This is a genomic window from Aliikangiella marina (assembly GCF_007004765.1).
GTDB lineage: Bacteria > Pseudomonadota > Gammaproteobacteria > Enterobacterales > Kangiellaceae > Aliikangiella > Aliikangiella marina.
Genome location: NZ_VIKR01000002.1, coordinates 1,087,136 through 1,102,797, shown reverse-complemented (window position 1 = coordinate 1,102,797; position 15,662 = coordinate 1,087,136). Strand labels below are relative to the sequence as shown.

Sequence of the window (15,662 nt, the reverse complement as noted above, 5' to 3'; positions counted from 1 at the left end):
GATGAGAGAAAGCTCGGATAACCCAACTTCCAGTTAAGCTATATCAATTTTTCATTATTTCTTAATAACTCATCGGTCGGCTCTTGGTAGGTAATCTTGTACCCGAGAGATTTAAAGTAAGCTTCAGTTTGATTTTTTACTTGCAAAGGGGTTTGATTGGGCACTAACCGAAAGTTTATTGAAGCATTTGCTTCAGAGACAATGACATTTCGCGCAGAGCGACCGGTTGTGCCAACTTGAATTCCTGTAATGATCGCGCCGGGTTGCATAATAGCTTCCTCAATACGGGTATTTTTAAGTCTCGATTGGTTGAGTGCTAATTCATGTTTTAATCTACTATCGATGTTCGGCATCGCAGCTATCGCTGCCCTTTCGGTCTCAGTCATCTTTGGCACCGAATCATAAAAGCCTTTGATAGCAACCTTTCCGTCTGAATGATGGATACTGGCAAGTAAACTCACCATATTCTCCGCGGCGTTCTGCGACCAATTACCGTAGTGACCGCTGTGAAGTGGTCGAGCGGGGCCATAAGTCGTAATATTCAATCCAGAAACTCCCCGGACGCCAAAAACGAGTTGCCTTTCTCTCGACTGGTGCATCGGACCGTCACAAAAAAGCATCAGGTCAGTGGCTAATAAATCCGCATGTTTATCTAAAACATTTTTTAAACTTGGAGAACTTATTTCTTCTTCACCATCAAAAAGTAACTTAATATTTACGCTTGGTGTAATTCCAGCTTTATCTAGCGCATCGATAGCAGCCATGACCCCAATGACAGGCGCTTTGTCATCTCCAGCCGAGCGTGCAAAGATTCTCCAATCCGAATTTATTTGTGTGGTTGTCGTTGGCCAAGCAACATCTTTTCCACCTGACTCAACGAGGTCATCTCTAAGCACTGGTGTCCAAGCGCTTGATTGCCAGTTTTCTGCTTTAACGGGCTGGCCATCATAATGGGCATAAATCAATACTGTTTTTTGAGCTCCGGGCGTTTTTCTCTCAGCAAAAATATAAGGCGCCCCACCTTCTATTAATCGCTGAGTTTGAAAGTTTCTTCGCTGTAAATAACTTTCAATCCAATCGGCATTTTTAGTCATATCGTCAAAGTTCGTCGCGACGTTCTTGAGCGACAATAAATCACGAAAATCATTTAAAATAGTTAAACTATTGGCATCTCGCCATGATTGTGAAGCAGCCAGAACATCCTGTTGCTTTGCCGCGTGTGCCAGGGAAAAAAAACAACTAAAACTCAGTAGAAAAATTATTCGTTTTATTTTCATTGTTAGCTACCTTTTAGATACTTTTACTATTTTAGTTAATGTTACTATTTTAGTTACTGTTAAAAATTTTAATTAGCGCCTCTTATCAATTTACTTAGTTTGGCCAAGTCGTTTTTCGCTATTAATAAATTCACGACTTTTATTAGTCCTTTAATAATGTGCGCGGATATTGAATAAGGTCTACCAATAAAACGAATACAAAGTTAATTCTTAAGCCGTAGGACGCCTTACAAAACCTTCATTGAGGTCTTGGGCTGCACATTCGGCAGCCTCAACATCGCTCACTTGGGAAGCCGCCGAGCCTTGCCAACACCATTGAATAAGACAATCGACGTCTTTTGATGAACCCTGAGCAATCAGTTCGACTCTGCCATCTCGCAAATTCCTAACCCAACCTTGTACGCCGAATCGTTTGGCTGCCGCGATTGTACTGTCTCGATACCAGACGCCCTGAACTTTTCCTGAAACAAAGGCATGAACAGTTTTTATCATGTATTCCTCGCTTAAATGAGCTTTCCAAAAATCTTTCACAAATTGCCGAATGAGCTTCAAGGCTCGGTAAAGGTTGCATAAACGCAATCGCTAAGAAAAAACTTAAAACAATTTTTAATTCTACTTGGCTTTAAATAAAATTTTGAATCCAAACAATTCAGGTGAAACATTCTATCTTAGAATACAATGGACCGGTAAACTTATTGCTGATAATTATTTCTATAGGAAGAATAAAACCGATTGACCTTTTTGATATAGCGACGCGTTTCTTGGTACGGCGGCACCTTATATCCAAAGCGCTTTACGGCATTTTCACCGGCATTATAGGCAGCCAAGGTTAAGGTTAAATTACCGTCAAACATTTCCGATAAATATCGCAAGTAGCGGACGCCTCCGTAAATATTTTGACGAGGGTTTTGCCTATCATTGACACCAAAGCGACTAGCCGTTGCTGGCATAAGTTGCATTAATCCCATTGCTCCTGCAGAAGAAACAGCATAGGGATCAAAATGGCTTTCGGCATGGATAACCGCGTGAATAAATTCAACTGGAAAATCAAATTCCTTGGCAGCCTCAGCAATAAGCGGAGAATATTTTTTTCGATTGGCCCTAAAGTTAGGGTTGGCTTTAACCGGCTTCCAGCCTTTCCAAGTTTTTACAATCCTTACAAAACCGTCATGCTTTGGTCGATCGGTGAATTCTACGTCGCCATTTTGATTAACAAAGCGATACACATTCGACTCGGCGATTGCAGGAAACGCAAATAACATAACCGTCATCAACATCCAGCAGCAAATACACTTAATTCGCCCAATATGGGCCGGGGTATCTTTTTTGATCACAAAGTTATTCATTTCAACCGCTTTTGCCTTGTTCAAGTTTATTGTCACCAAACGCTAGAATTCTTGGGTATTACTTGATCAGTCTTCTAAAGCATAGTTGATTTAACTTATTTTGTGCGGTTGCAAACTCAGCACGTCACGGTTTTTAGGCTGAAACGCGAAAAATCACGTATTTTCAGGTGAATTTCGCACTTTGTTGCAAATTTCTCTATTGAAATACTGGTCAGAAAATGGTCTTACCAGGGGATTTTTGGTATATTCCGCGCTACCTTTATCCTTGTTTTAAGTAGTTTTGATGGTAAAAGCGTACGTTCGGTATTTTAAGTCTTCATTTTCGCTGGTTTTAATAGCCATTTGCACACTTGGTAGTTCTTTTGCAAACGCTAATATCACTGGATTGGCAGTGCAAGAAAAACTTAGGGTTCCAGTTTTTTACGCAGCAACCTCAGGCTACCCACCGAAAGACCTCGCTACCTATATAGCGGATCCCCTCCCATTCAAAATGGAAGCCCGATACATCGTTGATCGCTTTTCGGCCCGACGAAATAATCAGCTTTGGCTAAATGCAATACTACGGACAAATTCGCGAGAGGAATTAAAGCAGTTTGAAGATGCGCTTCTGCAGTTTAGCAAGCTTATCAAAATCGATATGTTTAAGGGTGATAGACTGGTCTTTGACCTCAATCCGGTAAGAGGAACCAGCGTTTCGATTAACGACGTGCCGCTGGGCACTATTTCTAACCTTAACTTTCAAACGGCATTAGTCTCCATTTGGTTTGGTGACAAGCAGCCTTCAAAGAAGTTCGCAGAGCAAATCAGAACGGCGCCAACAGCGGCACTGTTAAAAGAATTTAACGCACTGACAGTTCAAACTTCTAAAAACGCTCGTCTGCGCACTTTACAGGCAAGTCTTGAAGCAACGCCGGAAGCGAGTCAATCGGCAGAAGCCGAAGAAAATTCCGCCAACCAAGCTGAAGTTGGCGCAAGTGAAGTAGTTGCCCAATCAGGTGATGCTAACAATGTAACAGCAGAGCCAACCCAATCCGAAGCACCGCAACAAACGGTTCAAAATGAATCACCTACAGATTCAAATACGGCAGGAAACGTCGCCGCAACGACTGCGCAAGCGACTGCGTCCAGCGTGACACCTGATCGATCAGATACCAAACAAGCTTCTGCAGATAAGCCAGCGGCAAAAACAGAACCAAAACCAGCGACCACAATTGTCCGCAATGAGACACAGCCGCCCGTGAAAGCGCCGGCAAATCAACCTGCTACGCAAAACAATCAGCAAGACGTCAAAGTTGCTAAAGTGGAAGAAGTTTCCGTCGTTGACCAAATGTTCGCTTCTTTGAGGAATGACTATTCTGCAGAACTCAAACTCTATATCGAACAAAACGCTCGCCCCGTGCCGCCCAGAAAAGTGAGACGAAAACCTAAGGGAAATGCGACCTTGCGAGTGACTTTATTCAACAGCGAAGGCAAACTTTTGGTCCGTGATTCTGAAAAAGTATCCGGTGAGTTCGAGGGAGAACTCTTACAAAGCATGTATGACTCGATTGAGCGGTTGCAATCAATGCCGCCAATACCAGAAGCTATAGCCGATCTCGCTATCACGATTGATGTAACCCTGGATTTTGCAAAGTGCAAACGCTCTACATCGGCTTGGATCTGCTTCTAGCGTGACTTAATTGCCCCAATTCACAGCCAAAACTAGCAAGAAACTCAGTTTTTACCTAGATTCAGTCGAATAATATCCGCTAAATCTCGGTAAATACTGAATTTTTTGACTAAACTGGAGAATATCAACGAACAATTGGAACTATTCCGGAAAAACCTTGTGTCGGCCTATCGAACTGTATAAAATTCACTCGTCCGACCACTATGTTTGAGATGTTGTACCTAAAGCAGTCAAGGAATGACTCCATCAAACGCGCGTAAGTCTCCGCTATGGTTCATGTTCTCAAATTGGTAACAATTTGAAAAATGGCTTATGCCTAGCAAAAAATGCCTGATAAGGCTGATGCCCTAAGCCAACTTTCAATAAACAAATTATAAAACTTATAAATACGAGAGATGATTGTCTCGAATTAAATTTACGACAAACTTCGGAGGAAGGAATGAAACTTAAGTATTTACTGCCGGCAGTTGCACTCTTTGCAACTCAAGCAAATGCTGAAGTAAACATCAATGGTTTTGCGACCATCGCAGGTGGATTTACTTCAGATGAAACTGAGACCTTGTACCAATACGGCGAAGATCTCAACTTTGATAACGACTCTTTGTTTGGTGTTCAGTTAAGCTCTGACTTAGACGAAGATCTCAATTTCACGGCTCAGTTAATTTCTCGTGGTAGAGATGAATGGGCAACGGATGTCGAATGGGCGTACATGAGCTACCAAGCCAATGAAAATGTTCGTTTTCAATTTGGTAAACAACGTACTCCATACTTCATGTATACCGAGTTTTTTGATGTTGGTTTCGCCTATCACTGGATCGCGCCTCCAGCAGGTGTATACGATCTACCGCTTGGTACCGTCACAGGTTTAAATACAATCCTTAGCGGCAGCACGGGTTCTGTTGAACACACCTTTGAGATTTTATTTGGTCAAGAAAATGCCGATGCTTTCCTCGATGGGCAAAACTTAGAATCAGAAATTAAAGATCTTTTCCTCTTCTCTTGGACGGTCAACTACGACTGGTTGATGTTAAGAGCAAGTCAAACGACCGCTGACATTACTCTCGAAGTTACCGACCTCGATCCTTTGCTTGCGGGCTGGAGACAAACGCCATTTGCAAGTGTCGCAGACGCGCTCGAGTTCACCGAAGATGAAGCTACCTTCACAGAATTCGGTATGCGAATCGAGCTAGGCGACTTCCAATTGATCGCAGAGGTTACAGAGTTCGAATCAGATGATAACTTCACTGGTGACCAAGAATCTTACTTTGTGAGTGCTGCTTATCGAATCGATACGGTTACGCTTCACCTGACTTACGGTGCAGATGAAACAGATAATGACTTCTCAGCTTTAGCTGGCGTACCTGCGGGAGTCGATCCTGGACTTGATGCACTTTTAGCTGCAAGTAATTTGACATTACAATCACGTTTCGAAGATGCGACTTACACAACCGTCGGTTTCCGTTGGGACTTCAATCCAGCAGCGGCACTTAAAGTTGAATACACTGATTTAACGGATGATCAGTTTGGTCAAGACGCTAGTCTTCTAAGGTTCGCTGTAACGACATTCTTCTAGGAGGCAGGCAATGAACAAGATATTTTATAAATTAATATTTGCTGTCAGCCTGATGTTAGCTGCAACTAACGTTTTTGCAGAATCAGTCGTTATTGTTAATCCGATGAACGATTCAAAACTGGATAAAGAAACGATTGCCAAGATGTTTTTGGGTAAAACCAAATACTTCTCTAACGGTGATAAAGTTGTCGCAATAAGCCCAAAAGAAAAAGGTGCTACTAAGCAGGCCTTTAATGAGGTTGTTCTCGATAAGTCTTCGAGCCAACTTAATGCTTATTGGTCAAAAATCATCTTCACCGGTAAGGGGCGACCACCAAAAGAATACGATAGTGACGATGAAGTTAAGCAACAGGTTGCGAGTAATGGTAATGTTATTGGGATTATTGACGCCAAATCTGTAGACAACACCGTCAAAGTTGTTCTGCGATTCTGATCTGTTGTTTTATCAATACCTCCAAATGAAAAAAGGCCCGCTACCGCAGGCCTTTTTTTTTGGATTACACTTTTTTACTATTCGTTTTTTACTCAGTTAATCAAAGTCAAATTTAACTTCAGCATCAGGGTACTCGTTGGCGAGTTCTTCAGCCGCCTTATTTCGAATAGTCAATCTATCTTCAAATTCAACGTCGTATTTGTCTGCAAGAAACCGAAAATCTTTTTCCGTTAACCTTAATATTAATTTGGGGGATGCTTTTTTTGCTTTGATACTTAAGCCTAAAACTTCTCTTGCTTTTTCGGCAGGTGTCATATCATCCACTGCGGCTTCTATTTTCAATTTCTTGCGCCCATTCGCAGATAAATCAAATGCTAACTGTGTTGTTCTGCCAGTCTTCGAACTAGAACTGAGCGCACTAAAAATTTGCTGAGTACTTAATTTTTTATCTCGCTTACTCACTATTACCCCCTTAAAACAATCTCAAGATCGCATTCTACAGAACTAGCTAGAGCTGCCACCAGCTCGGCTTAGTTCATCAATGAATCACGCATCAAGCCTACTCAACTGGTTTTAGAAGATACCTACAACCTCTCCTGATGCTTCGACACTACCATAAAATTCGACTATTTCAATATTTTTAACGTTATTATTTAAGTCATTTTTTCTGTGTCTATATTGGTGACGCATGTGAAAGAGCAAACACCAAGCAACTTTTTATCATACATCAGCGATTGAGTGATTTTGGCATCGATGCTGATTTTTGAGTGCTGGCGCGCAGAAATGATATATCTCAAAAAGTTTATATTGCGTAACTTAGAGCGCTATCGTATGCGGGACTGATATCGATAAATAGTCAGCTATGATTGTTTAACTTTGATAACCAATTCGGACAACGCTTTACCAAGCCCTTCGACCGCAGATTGCTTCCTTTCATCGGTCATCCCCCCTTTCTCATCAAACATTTTAAATGCTTGGCCAACAGCTTGTTGCTGAGGAATAACCGTAACACCTAAATTGTTTAACAACATACGCAGCATCACTAAACCTCTCAACCCACCGAGACCACCCGGTGATGCAGACATAATTGCTGAGAATTTACCATTGAAAGCTTGTAATGGCGACTCATCTTCGGTCTCAGCGCGAGAAGCCCAGTCAAGCGCATTTTTTAGAAGTGCGCTAAAAGCGCCATTATATTCAGGCGATGATATTAAGAAACCGTCGTGGTCAATAAGTAGCTGTTTAAAGCGACGTGCCGCATCAGGCATACCATGCTCGGCTTCAAAATCTTGGTTAAAAATGGGCATATCGTAATCTGCTAAATCAACCAATGTCACCGACGCGCCCGCTTTCTCCGCACCTCTCGCAGCAACTGCTACTAACTTTTTATTAAAGGAGTCTTTGCGAGCGCTTCCCGCAAATGCCATTATTTTTATCATCGATTCGCCTTTTTTAAATAACTGACCTCAGTTTAATTCCGTTGACAGAGTTAACTCGAAGTTCTTTCAAATTCAAAACTATATTCATTGGGTCGGCAAACGGCTTGGAATACCTTAATTTTAGGACTGACCTTCTCGAGATGTTTGGTAAACTGTGCCACATTGTCAGCGGATACCAACGCACCAATATATACACTCTGAATCTGATCGATTGGAAATTCAATAAACGTATCATCCACTTGACTAATATCGACCAACAGTCGCCATTCTTTGAACTCACGCATTGCATAGTTTTGTGCCAGAATCGTTTTTTGCGGGTCAAACTCAATTTCTTGTGCGTTGCCTGTCATATGGTCAATATAGCCCCTTAAGTCGACAGTCTTTGCGGGAATTTTTGAATAACTTACAGGGTGGCAGTATTCAAAAATTGAGTCTTCGTCGCACTTAAACTTTATCGCCGCTCCTCGATGGTGTTGCCCTTCTTGCAACCAGAGTTCGAGTTTTTGATATTTTTCATAAAAAGGAATGAGCCGCTTACGTTCAACAAAAGTCGCCCAGAGCTCATGATGTTCTCTCGCTTCGTTAAAAGCCTTCTCTACCATTGCAGGCAATAACCCCTGTAGCGCTTCTCGGATCTCTGATTCGTCTTTAAATCTATCTTCCAGTCGCCAGCGCATAATGGCTTTTTGGAGCGGATGATTGGGTTGGCCACGCGGTGCACTTCTGCCCAGGATGGAATGAGCGATATATTTAACCGCTTCCTCAAAAAAATCTTCAATTGTAAACTCCATTTCGCTGGTATGGTCGGGAAGAAACGGATCGGCAAGCTGGTGAGCTTCTTTTAAAGGAATGGCAGTCTTATTAATAACCTGATTGATATGTTGCAGGCTACCAAAATAAGTCAAAGTGGCCGGTAAAATACTCATTTAACTCCCTAAGCTTCAGCTTCATTATTTTTAAAATTAACAGAGAGAAGTTATTGATTCGTCTAGACAAAACTTTCAATGAATAAGTCTAGCACTATATTCGAGATGTGAGGGGGTTAACAACAAAAAAGGCGCCGAAATGGCGCCTTTTTTTAATTTACATTGGTTTTTGCAAATCTTCTATCACAGCCGCGAGAAATCTTGCAGCCTCACCACCGGTACAAGCACGGTGATCAAAAGTTAATGATAAAGGTAGCATCTTACGTTTTGAGATACCTTTGTCAGTCAATTGCAACTCGCTACGGAATCGACCGGTCCCCAAAATTGCGACTTGGGGCGGTGACACTACTGGCGTTCCATAACGACCGGCGATTGAGCCGAAATTCGATAATGTGATAGTTGCACCTTGTTGATCTTCTTGCTTAAGTGATTTTGTCTCGATCTTTTGACGTAAATCCTGAACCCGAGCGCGAACAGCTACTGCATCCTTTTTATCCGCATCATGAACCACAGGCACATACAAGCCGTCAGGAGAATCAACTGCGATTCCAACATGTACACTCGGATGCACCAATCGCTCAAATTTCTCACCATCAAACCAGCAATTTAGCGCAGGCTCGACTTTTGAAGCAAAAACTAATGCACGCACATAACGAGCCAAAGAGTCTTGCTTTGGCCAAGCGGTAATATCAGCGTCTTCCATCAAAGTGGTCGGTACAACAGTCGCATGTGACTTAGCCATTCCCATCGCCATTGCTCGTCTAACGCCACGAACGGATTGCGGCTCAACGCTCACTTGGACCGTTGGTAAACCGCCCGCAGAAGAAGGGGTTGCAACAGGCGCAGATGTCGTTTGAGGAGCTGACGCTGCTGCGTTGGTTGCTGCATCGACATCTGCTTTGGTAATTGAGCCTTTTTTACCCGTTGGGTTACACAAGGATAAAGCAACACCAAGACGTCGAGCATGCGCTCTAACCGCTGGCGACGCTTTAAAACTTAATGGGTTTTCGTCTGAAACAGTCGCAACAGGCGATGCTGCCGACGCTTGAACCGCATTATTGGAGGTGCTCCCAATAACTTTGCCGTCTTTTTTTGCTTGCTTAACATCCGCTTGGGTAATCTCGCCGTTTTTGCCCGATCCTGTCACTTGGCTGAGATCGACTTTCAACTTTCTTGCGAGAGCCTTGATAACGGCACTCGCGCTCTCCGCCACAACTTGGTTACCGACTTGTACGGCACCAACAACTGTTCCAGCATCTCCTGACTCTTCAGCGGTATCAGATTCAGCGGGTTCTGCAGTTGCTGGAGCAGAAGTAGCGTCGCCAAAAGACACTAGCGGCGAGCCAACTTCTATGACATCGCCAGGATTCCCATGCAACTTGGCTACTTTCGCTGAAAATGGCGATGGAACTTCGACTACCGCTTTGGCGGTTTCCATTTCAACCATCGGTTGGTCAAGCGCCAATACGTCACCTTCTTTTACCAGCCAGCGAACGATTTCCGCATCAGGAAGGCCTTCACCAAGGTCAGGTAATTTAAAAACATCACCGCCGCTAGTAGCCACAGGTTGTGAGGCAGGGGCTGATGCATCGGGTGCGGATACATTTTTGGCTGGTTCTGCCGGCTCAGCAGCGGGCGTAGCGACAGCACTTGAACCATCTCCATCGAATTCAACGAGGACCGCTCCAACTTCGATAACATCGCCAGGCTGGCCACACAATTTGGTGATCGTTCCGTCATAGGGCGAAGGTACTTCAACAACGGCCTTTGCGGTTTCCATTTCAACCATTGGTTGATCAAGCGCGACTGTATCGCCTTCTTTGACTAACCAGCGGACAATCTCTGCGTCGGGTAATCCTTCCCCTAAGTCTGGTAAGTTAAATAGTTTCATCGGTACTCCACAATTCTTTTTGCTTCTTCGACGATATGCTCAACCTTCGGCATATATTGTTTTTCTAATCGGTAGTAAGGCATGACTGTATCATATCCAGATACACGACCGATTGGAGCAAGTAGATTCATCACTCCTTTTTCAGCAATTTCAGCCGCGATTTCCGAGCCCAGCGCTCCAGCTTTCGGTGCTTCTTGAACGATACAGGCGCGACCAGTCTTTTCAACTGACTCGAGGATGGTGTCGATATCCAAGGGATTGACTGTCGCAACATCAATCACTTCTGCACTGATCCCTTCTTTCGCGAGCTGCTCAGCCGCTTGTTTGGTCTCGTGGAGCATCGCCCCCCAACTGATAAGCGTGATATCAGTACCTTCTCTATCAACAAAGCAGACGCCGAGTGGGTACTCTTCTCCATTATCTTCAATTTCGTGCTTTTCTATTCGATAGACTCGTTTCGGCTCCAAAAAGATGACCGGGTCCGGATCTCTCATTGCCGCTAGCATCAAACCATACGCTCGTGAAGGGTTTGAAGGAATCACGACTTTTAGCCCAGGGATATGCGCAAATATAGCTTCTGTACTCTCGGAGTGATGTTCTGGTGCGTGGATTCCGCCACCAAAAGGCGCGCGGATGACCATCGGTAAATTAATACGCCCTCGGGTACGGTGTCGCATGCGAGCCGCATGGCAAATAATTTGATCTACCGCAGGAAAAATGAATCCCATAAATTGTATTTCGGCAACCGGCTTCATCCCCTGTGCAGCCATGCCGATAGAAACACCGGCGATCATCGATTCTGCAAGCGGCGTATCAATCACTCGCTCTTTACCGAACTTGGCTTGTAAACCGTCTGTCGCTCGGAATACACCGCCGTTTGCACCGACATCTTCTCCTAAAAGAACAACACTGTCGTCAACGGCCATTTCGTGCGCCATAGCTAAATTTACTGCTTCAATTAAAGTAATCGCCGCCATTATTTTGCTCCTCGTGCAATTGCTAACTCTCGTTGCGCCAAGGTGCGCTCTGGTAATTCAGCGTATAAGCTATCAAACATCGCCTGTGGCTCGTCCACTGGTGTATTTAAATAATTGTCTACCGCAGTTTGTACTTCCTGAGTTAACTCTTCAGTCATTTTTGTCTCGTCTTCTTCAGACCAAGCTTTTTTGCTCTCTAAGTAGCGACGTAAACGCAAGATCGGCTCTTTAGTCCAACCTTCATCCAATTCGCCATCTGGACGATAACGCGTTGCATCATCTGCAGTTGTGTGGTCACAGAGACGTAAACTAATACATTCGATAACCGTTGGACCACCGCCGTTGCGCGCTTTCTCTGCAGCTTTTTCAGCAGCAGCTTTAACGGCGACAATGTCATTTCCATCAACTTGAATACACTCAATACCTGCAGCGATTGCTTTTTGCGCATAGGTTTCACAATTGGTTTGGATTTCTGAAGGAACTGAAATTGCCCACTGATTATTATTAATTACAAAGACAACTCCCAAATTCCAGATTCCTGCCACATTCAATGCTTCATAGAAGTCGCCCTCTGAAGTACCACCTTCACCGATTTCGGTGAAAACACAGCGCTTTTCACCGCGCATTTGCATGGCTTTTGCGACGCCTGCAGCGTGAAGTAATTGTGTAGCGATAGGCACAGCAATGGGAAAATCTTCTTTAGCATCCTGATAATCGCACCCGCGCTCATCGCCGCCCCAATAGAGTAGGACCTCTTCCATTCGTACGCCGTGTTGAATCATTGAAGCTTGGCCGCGGTAATAAGGTACTAACACATCTTCTTTGTTCATCGCTGAACCAAAACCGACACCGATGGCTTCTTGCCCGGTAGCTGCAGGGTAAGTTCCCATTTTGCCGGTTCGTTGAAGCGCGTAAGCTTTTTGGTCTAAAACGCGAATAAGACACATGTCTCGATAAAGACCTTTTAAGGTATCGATGTCTTGCGCAAATTCGGGTGGTAACTCTTTACTGACGAAAGTGCCGGTTTCGTCCATATACTGAAGATAGTTAATTTCGAACTTAGCAACTGTGGTCAAAATGACTCTCCTTCTTGATGAAACGCTTTATTGAGGAATGACCGACTCATGCCATCAGTGGCTAAACGAGTATAGGCATATTTCCCACGCAGACTTTAAGCGTTTTGACTGGAACGAAATTCGAGTAATTTGGGTAACTCTTTTGAGATTAGAACCACTCGAAAATCGGTTAGTTTTTGCTGGGGGTGGATGATAAGCTTTTCCCTGCTTTTTGTATAGCAAATTAATGCATTTAGCCGATTATTAGCGCAACTTTAAGGCAAATAACAACATTTAATGACTTTTCAAGTATTTTCTGGTCGTACCAGAACGGTCAATTTTAGGGGTAAAACTTTCTAAATTGATATGGCGCTGTTACACTTTTGCCATCTCTCAGCTACCCTTAAAACTACGTCAGTTCACACTGCCGTAACGTCAATCAGGAATTACTTAATATGTATTCAACCGAAAAGCCGGTCGTTAAATATCGTAAAGACTATCAACCAAGCCAATATCTCATTAAAAATACCAATCTATTGTTTCAATTGTTTGACGATTACACCTTAGTCACTAGCGAACTAAAAATCACCCGAAACCCGCTCGATAATCGAGAAACGTTATTGCCTATTGAACTTGACGGCGTCGAACTCGAATTAGTTTCCATTCATTTAGATGGACAAGTCTTAGACGATAGTGATTATGAAAAGAGAGCGCATACGCTCATCATCAATAAAGTTAGTGAAACCTTCAACTTAACCACAGTAGTAAAAATTCTGCCGCACAAAAATACCTCTCTCGAAGGGTTGTATACCTCAAGTGGAAAGTATTGTACTCAATGCGAAGCCGAAGGATTTAGAAAGATTACTTTTTACCTAGACCGCCCAGAGGTCATGAGCGAATTTACCGTCAGAATTGAAGGCGACAAAGCTAAATATCCGCTGCTTTTATCGAATGGTAACCCGGTAGATCGTGGCGAGCTGACTGACGGTCGTCATTTTGTCGCGTGGCACGATCCCTTTGTTAAGCCGAGTTATTTATTTGCTTTGGTCGCTGGCGATCTTGACTGCCTAGAAGATACATTCACCACCATGAGTGGACGCGAAGTCAAATTAGAACTTTATGTCGACAAGGGTAAACTAGACCAATGTCGCTTTGCGATGGACAGTCTAATTGCCTCAATGAAATGGGATGAACAAGAATTTGGAAGAGAGTATGACCTCGATCTTTACATGATTGTTGCTGTCAGTGACTTCAACATGGGGGCGATGGAAAACAAAGGTTTAAATATATTTAATACCAAGTACGTTCTCGCCAATAAAAAGACTGCAACCGATGCAGACTTTGAAGGTGTCGAACGTGTTATCGCACATGAATATTTCCACAATTGGACGGGTAACAGAATCACTTGCCGTGATTGGTTTCAATTGAGTTTAAAAGAAGGACTAACCGTTTTTAGAGATCAAAAATTTAGCGAGGACATGCAATCGGCCGCCGTAGAAAGAATCGATCAGGTAAAAATCATTCGCGCCGCTCAATTTGCGGAAGACTCTGGCCCAATGGCGCACCCTATTCGTCCTGACTCCTACATTGAAATGAATAACTTCTATACCGTCACTGTTTATAACAAAGGCGCTGAAGTTATTCGCATGATGCATACCTTATTAGGTAAAACTGGCTTTCGAAAAGGCATGGACCTCTACTTTGATCGCCATGATGGTCAAGCCGTTACCTGCGAGGACTTCATCAAGGCCATGGAAGACGCTAATGGAAAAGACTGGTCGCTTTTTAGAAATTGGTACCGGCAAGCAGGTACGCCAGTTTTAAAGGTCGACTTGGAGAAGCTTGCTGATGGTCACTTTCGCCTCAATTGTGAACAATCATGCCCCGCAACGCCCGGCCAAGAGCATAAAAATCCGTTTATGCTACCCATCAAGGTTGGCTTCTTAAATAACACAGGGCATCCAGTTAAATTTGCAGAAACTAATGACGCAGCGGGTGTAGACGAAACCTTGCTGGTGATGACTGAAACCAAACAAAGCTTTGATATTTATTGTGAGAGCGACTCGCTCGTCCCTTCACTCTTGAGAGATTTTTCGTCTCCGGTGAAGCTAGAATATAGCTACACTCAAGAAGAATTAGCCAGCCTTTTTGCCGCAGATCCAAACCCATTTAATCGCTGGGATGCTGGTCAAACACTAATGACTCAAATGCTGATGAGTGAAACATCAAAACTCACTGAGGATGAACTGAGTGTAGTCGATAATGCTTTTATTAAAATCTTAAATGATGAAGAACTCGATAACGCGTTAAAATCATTGGCAGTCATGGTCCCCGAGCTAAATAGTTTAATCGGGATGTCAGATAATGTAAAACTCGACCAGTTGTTTGCTAAGCATAAGCAGCTAAAGGTGCATCTCGGTGAAAAATTAGAGCACACTTGGTTCTCTATTTACAACACGACCAGCGGTGATACTTCTGGTGATCGATGGCTAAGAAATACGGCACTACGTTATATGATGATTGCCAACGACGAGCAACATTTCGAGTTAGCTGCGACACAACAAACGCATGCCGACAATATGACTGATGAACTTGCCGCACTCCAGGTTATTGCGAATGCGTCTGAGGGCTACAGATCCGAATATATCGAACAATTTTATCAAAAATGGAAAGAAGAAGAGCTCGTCATGGACAAATGGTTTACTGCTCAAGTCGTCAATGATGATGAAGCGATTCTTGAGCATGTAAAAGCTTTATTGAATCATGAGAAATTTTCAATCGAAAATCCTAATAAGGTTCGCGCCGTCGTCGGCGCATTTGTTGCCGGTAACACGTCACAATTTCATAATCCGACAGGCCAAGGCTATGAGTTTTTAGCTGACATAATTATTCAACTCAATAAAATCAATCCACAAATTGCCGCAGGTCTTGCAAAGCAATTTAATCAGTGGCGAAAATTTGATAGTAAACGCCAAGCACTCATCCAAGAACAATTAGTTAGAATCAAATCCCTTGATAATTTGTCCAACGATGTATTTGAGGTTGTCGACAAATCGCTACAGATGAGTTAGCGCGC

The 15,662-nt window shown here is 43.4% G+C and carries 13 protein-coding genes; 4 read left to right on the top strand and 9 right to left on the bottom strand.

Going from position 1 to position 15,662, the window contains the following annotated elements; all coding sequences use genetic code 11:
• Nucleotides 1-38: 38 nt before the first annotated feature.
• The 3 genes from FLL45_RS11165 to FLL45_RS11155 all read right to left on the bottom strand — a co-directional run bounded on the left by FLL45_RS11165 (nt 39) and on the right by FLL45_RS11155 (nt 2,623).
• Complete coding sequence (locus tag FLL45_RS11165) at nt 39-1,277, bottom strand: M20/M25/M40 family metallo-hydrolase (protein WP_142942085.1); 1,239 nt, start codon at nt 1,275-1,277, stop codon at nt 39-41.
• A gap of 210 nt (nt 1,278-1,487) precedes the next feature.
• Nucleotides 1,488-1,769 (bottom strand): acylphosphatase, encoded by a 282-nt coding sequence (locus FLL45_RS11160; protein ID WP_142942084.1) that lies wholly within the window; start codon nt 1,767-1,769, stop codon nt 1,488-1,490.
• A gap of 200 nt (nt 1,770-1,969) precedes the next feature.
• On the bottom strand, nt 1,970-2,623 hold the full coding sequence (locus FLL45_RS11155; RefSeq protein WP_210247161.1) for a transglycosylase SLT domain-containing protein: 654 nt from the start codon (nt 2,621-2,623) through the stop codon (nt 1,970-1,972).
• Between the two features lie 283 nt (nt 2,624-2,906).
• Here FLL45_RS11155 and FLL45_RS11150 point away from each other — a divergent pair, with 283 nt between their 5' ends.
• The 3 genes from FLL45_RS11150 (at nt 2,907) to FLL45_RS11140 (ending at nt 6,298) form a co-directional block, all read left to right on the top strand.
• Complete coding sequence (locus tag FLL45_RS11150; RefSeq protein ID WP_142942083.1) at nt 2,907-4,292, top strand: chalcone isomerase family protein; 1,386 nt, start codon at nt 2,907-2,909, stop codon at nt 4,290-4,292.
• Between the two features lie 439 nt (nt 4,293-4,731).
• The gene (locus FLL45_RS11145; RefSeq protein ID WP_142942082.1) at nt 4,732-5,865 is read left to right on the top strand and encodes a porin; all 1,134 of its coding nucleotides are present in this window, start codon (nt 4,732-4,734) and stop codon (nt 5,863-5,865) included.
• Nucleotides 5,866-5,875: 10 nt separating this feature from the next.
• The gene (locus FLL45_RS11140) at nt 5,876-6,298 is read left to right on the top strand and encodes a type 2 periplasmic-binding domain-containing protein (protein ID WP_210247160.1); all 423 of its coding nucleotides are present in this window, start codon (nt 5,876-5,878) and stop codon (nt 6,296-6,298) included.
• A 96-nt stretch (nt 6,299-6,394) separates the two neighbouring features.
• On the opposite strand, the gene FLL45_RS11135 is transcribed toward FLL45_RS11140, so the two are convergent.
• The 6 genes from FLL45_RS11135 to pdhA form a co-directional block, all read right to left on the bottom strand.
• Complete coding sequence (locus FLL45_RS11135; RefSeq protein ID WP_142942081.1) at nt 6,395-6,760, bottom strand: hypothetical protein; 366 nt, start codon at nt 6,758-6,760, stop codon at nt 6,395-6,397.
• 398 nt (nt 6,761-7,158) lie between these two features.
• A complete protein-coding gene (locus FLL45_RS11130) occupies nt 7,159-7,737 on the bottom strand; it encodes an NADPH-dependent FMN reductase (RefSeq protein ID WP_142942080.1) in 579 nt (192 codons plus the stop codon).
• A 50-nt stretch (nt 7,738-7,787) separates the two neighbouring features.
• Complete coding sequence (locus FLL45_RS11125; RefSeq protein WP_142942079.1) at nt 7,788-8,663, bottom strand: hypothetical protein; 876 nt, start codon at nt 8,661-8,663, stop codon at nt 7,788-7,790.
• Nucleotides 8,664-8,820: 157 nt separating this feature from the next.
• Complete coding sequence (locus tag FLL45_RS11120) at nt 8,821-10,554, bottom strand: 2-oxo acid dehydrogenase subunit E2 (protein ID WP_142942078.1); 1,734 nt, start codon at nt 10,552-10,554, stop codon at nt 8,821-8,823.
• Nucleotides 10,551-11,531, bottom strand: coding sequence for an alpha-ketoacid dehydrogenase subunit beta (locus FLL45_RS11115; protein WP_142942077.1), 981 nt, complete (start codon nt 11,529-11,531; stop codon nt 10,551-10,553). Before FLL45_RS11115 ends, FLL45_RS11120 begins: the two co-directional genes overlap by 4 nt.
• The gene (pdhA, locus tag FLL45_RS11110; RefSeq protein ID WP_142942076.1) at nt 11,531-12,607 is read right to left on the bottom strand and encodes a pyruvate dehydrogenase (acetyl-transferring) E1 component subunit alpha; all 1,077 of its coding nucleotides are present in this window, start codon (nt 12,605-12,607) and stop codon (nt 11,531-11,533) included. The genes FLL45_RS11115 and pdhA overlap by 1 nt, the downstream gene beginning before the upstream one ends.
• Nucleotides 12,608-13,041: 434 nt before the next feature.
• Between pdhA and pepN the strand changes: the two genes are divergently transcribed.
• Nucleotides 13,042-15,657 carry an aminopeptidase N gene (pepN, locus tag FLL45_RS11105; RefSeq protein ID WP_142942075.1) on the top strand — a complete coding sequence of 872 codons (2,616 nt, stop codon included), beginning with the start codon at nt 13,042-13,044 and terminating at the stop codon, nt 15,655-15,657.
• Nucleotides 15,658-15,662 lie beyond the last annotated feature (5 nt).

What these genes read in the sequence shown, in the direction of transcription:
- FLL45_RS11165 (WP_142942085.1), bottom strand. Translation starts at nt 1,277, where the DNA reads ATGAAAATAAAACGAATAATTTTTCTACTGAGTTTTAGTTGTTTTTTT.
- FLL45_RS11160 (WP_142942084.1), bottom strand. Translation starts at nt 1,769, where the DNA reads ATGATAAAAACTGTTCATGCCTTTGTTTCAGGAAAAGTTCAGGGCGTC.
- FLL45_RS11155 (WP_210247161.1), bottom strand. Translation starts at nt 2,623, where the DNA reads ATGAATAACTTTGTGATCAAAAAAGATACCCCGGCCCATATTGGGCGA.
- FLL45_RS11150 (WP_142942083.1), top strand. Translation starts at nt 2,907, where the DNA reads ATGGTAAAAGCGTACGTTCGGTATTTTAAGTCTTCATTTTCGCTGGTT.
- FLL45_RS11145 (WP_142942082.1), top strand. Translation starts at nt 4,732, where the DNA reads ATGAAACTTAAGTATTTACTGCCGGCAGTTGCACTCTTTGCAACTCAA.
- FLL45_RS11140 (WP_210247160.1), top strand. Translation starts at nt 5,876, where the DNA reads ATGAACAAGATATTTTATAAATTAATATTTGCTGTCAGCCTGATGTTA.
- FLL45_RS11130 (WP_142942080.1), bottom strand. Translation starts at nt 7,737, where the DNA reads ATGATAAAAATAATGGCATTTGCGGGAAGCGCTCGCAAAGACTCCTTT.
- FLL45_RS11125 (WP_142942079.1), bottom strand. Translation starts at nt 8,663, where the DNA reads ATGAGTATTTTACCGGCCACTTTGACTTATTTTGGTAGCCTGCAACAT.
- FLL45_RS11120 (WP_142942078.1), bottom strand. Translation starts at nt 10,554, where the DNA reads ATGAAACTATTTAACTTACCAGACTTAGGGGAAGGATTACCCGACGCA.
- FLL45_RS11115 (WP_142942077.1), bottom strand. Translation starts at nt 11,531, where the DNA reads ATGGCGGCGATTACTTTAATTGAAGCAGTAAATTTAGCTATGGCGCAC.
- pepN (WP_142942075.1), top strand. Translation starts at nt 13,042, where the DNA reads ATGTATTCAACCGAAAAGCCGGTCGTTAAATATCGTAAAGACTATCAA.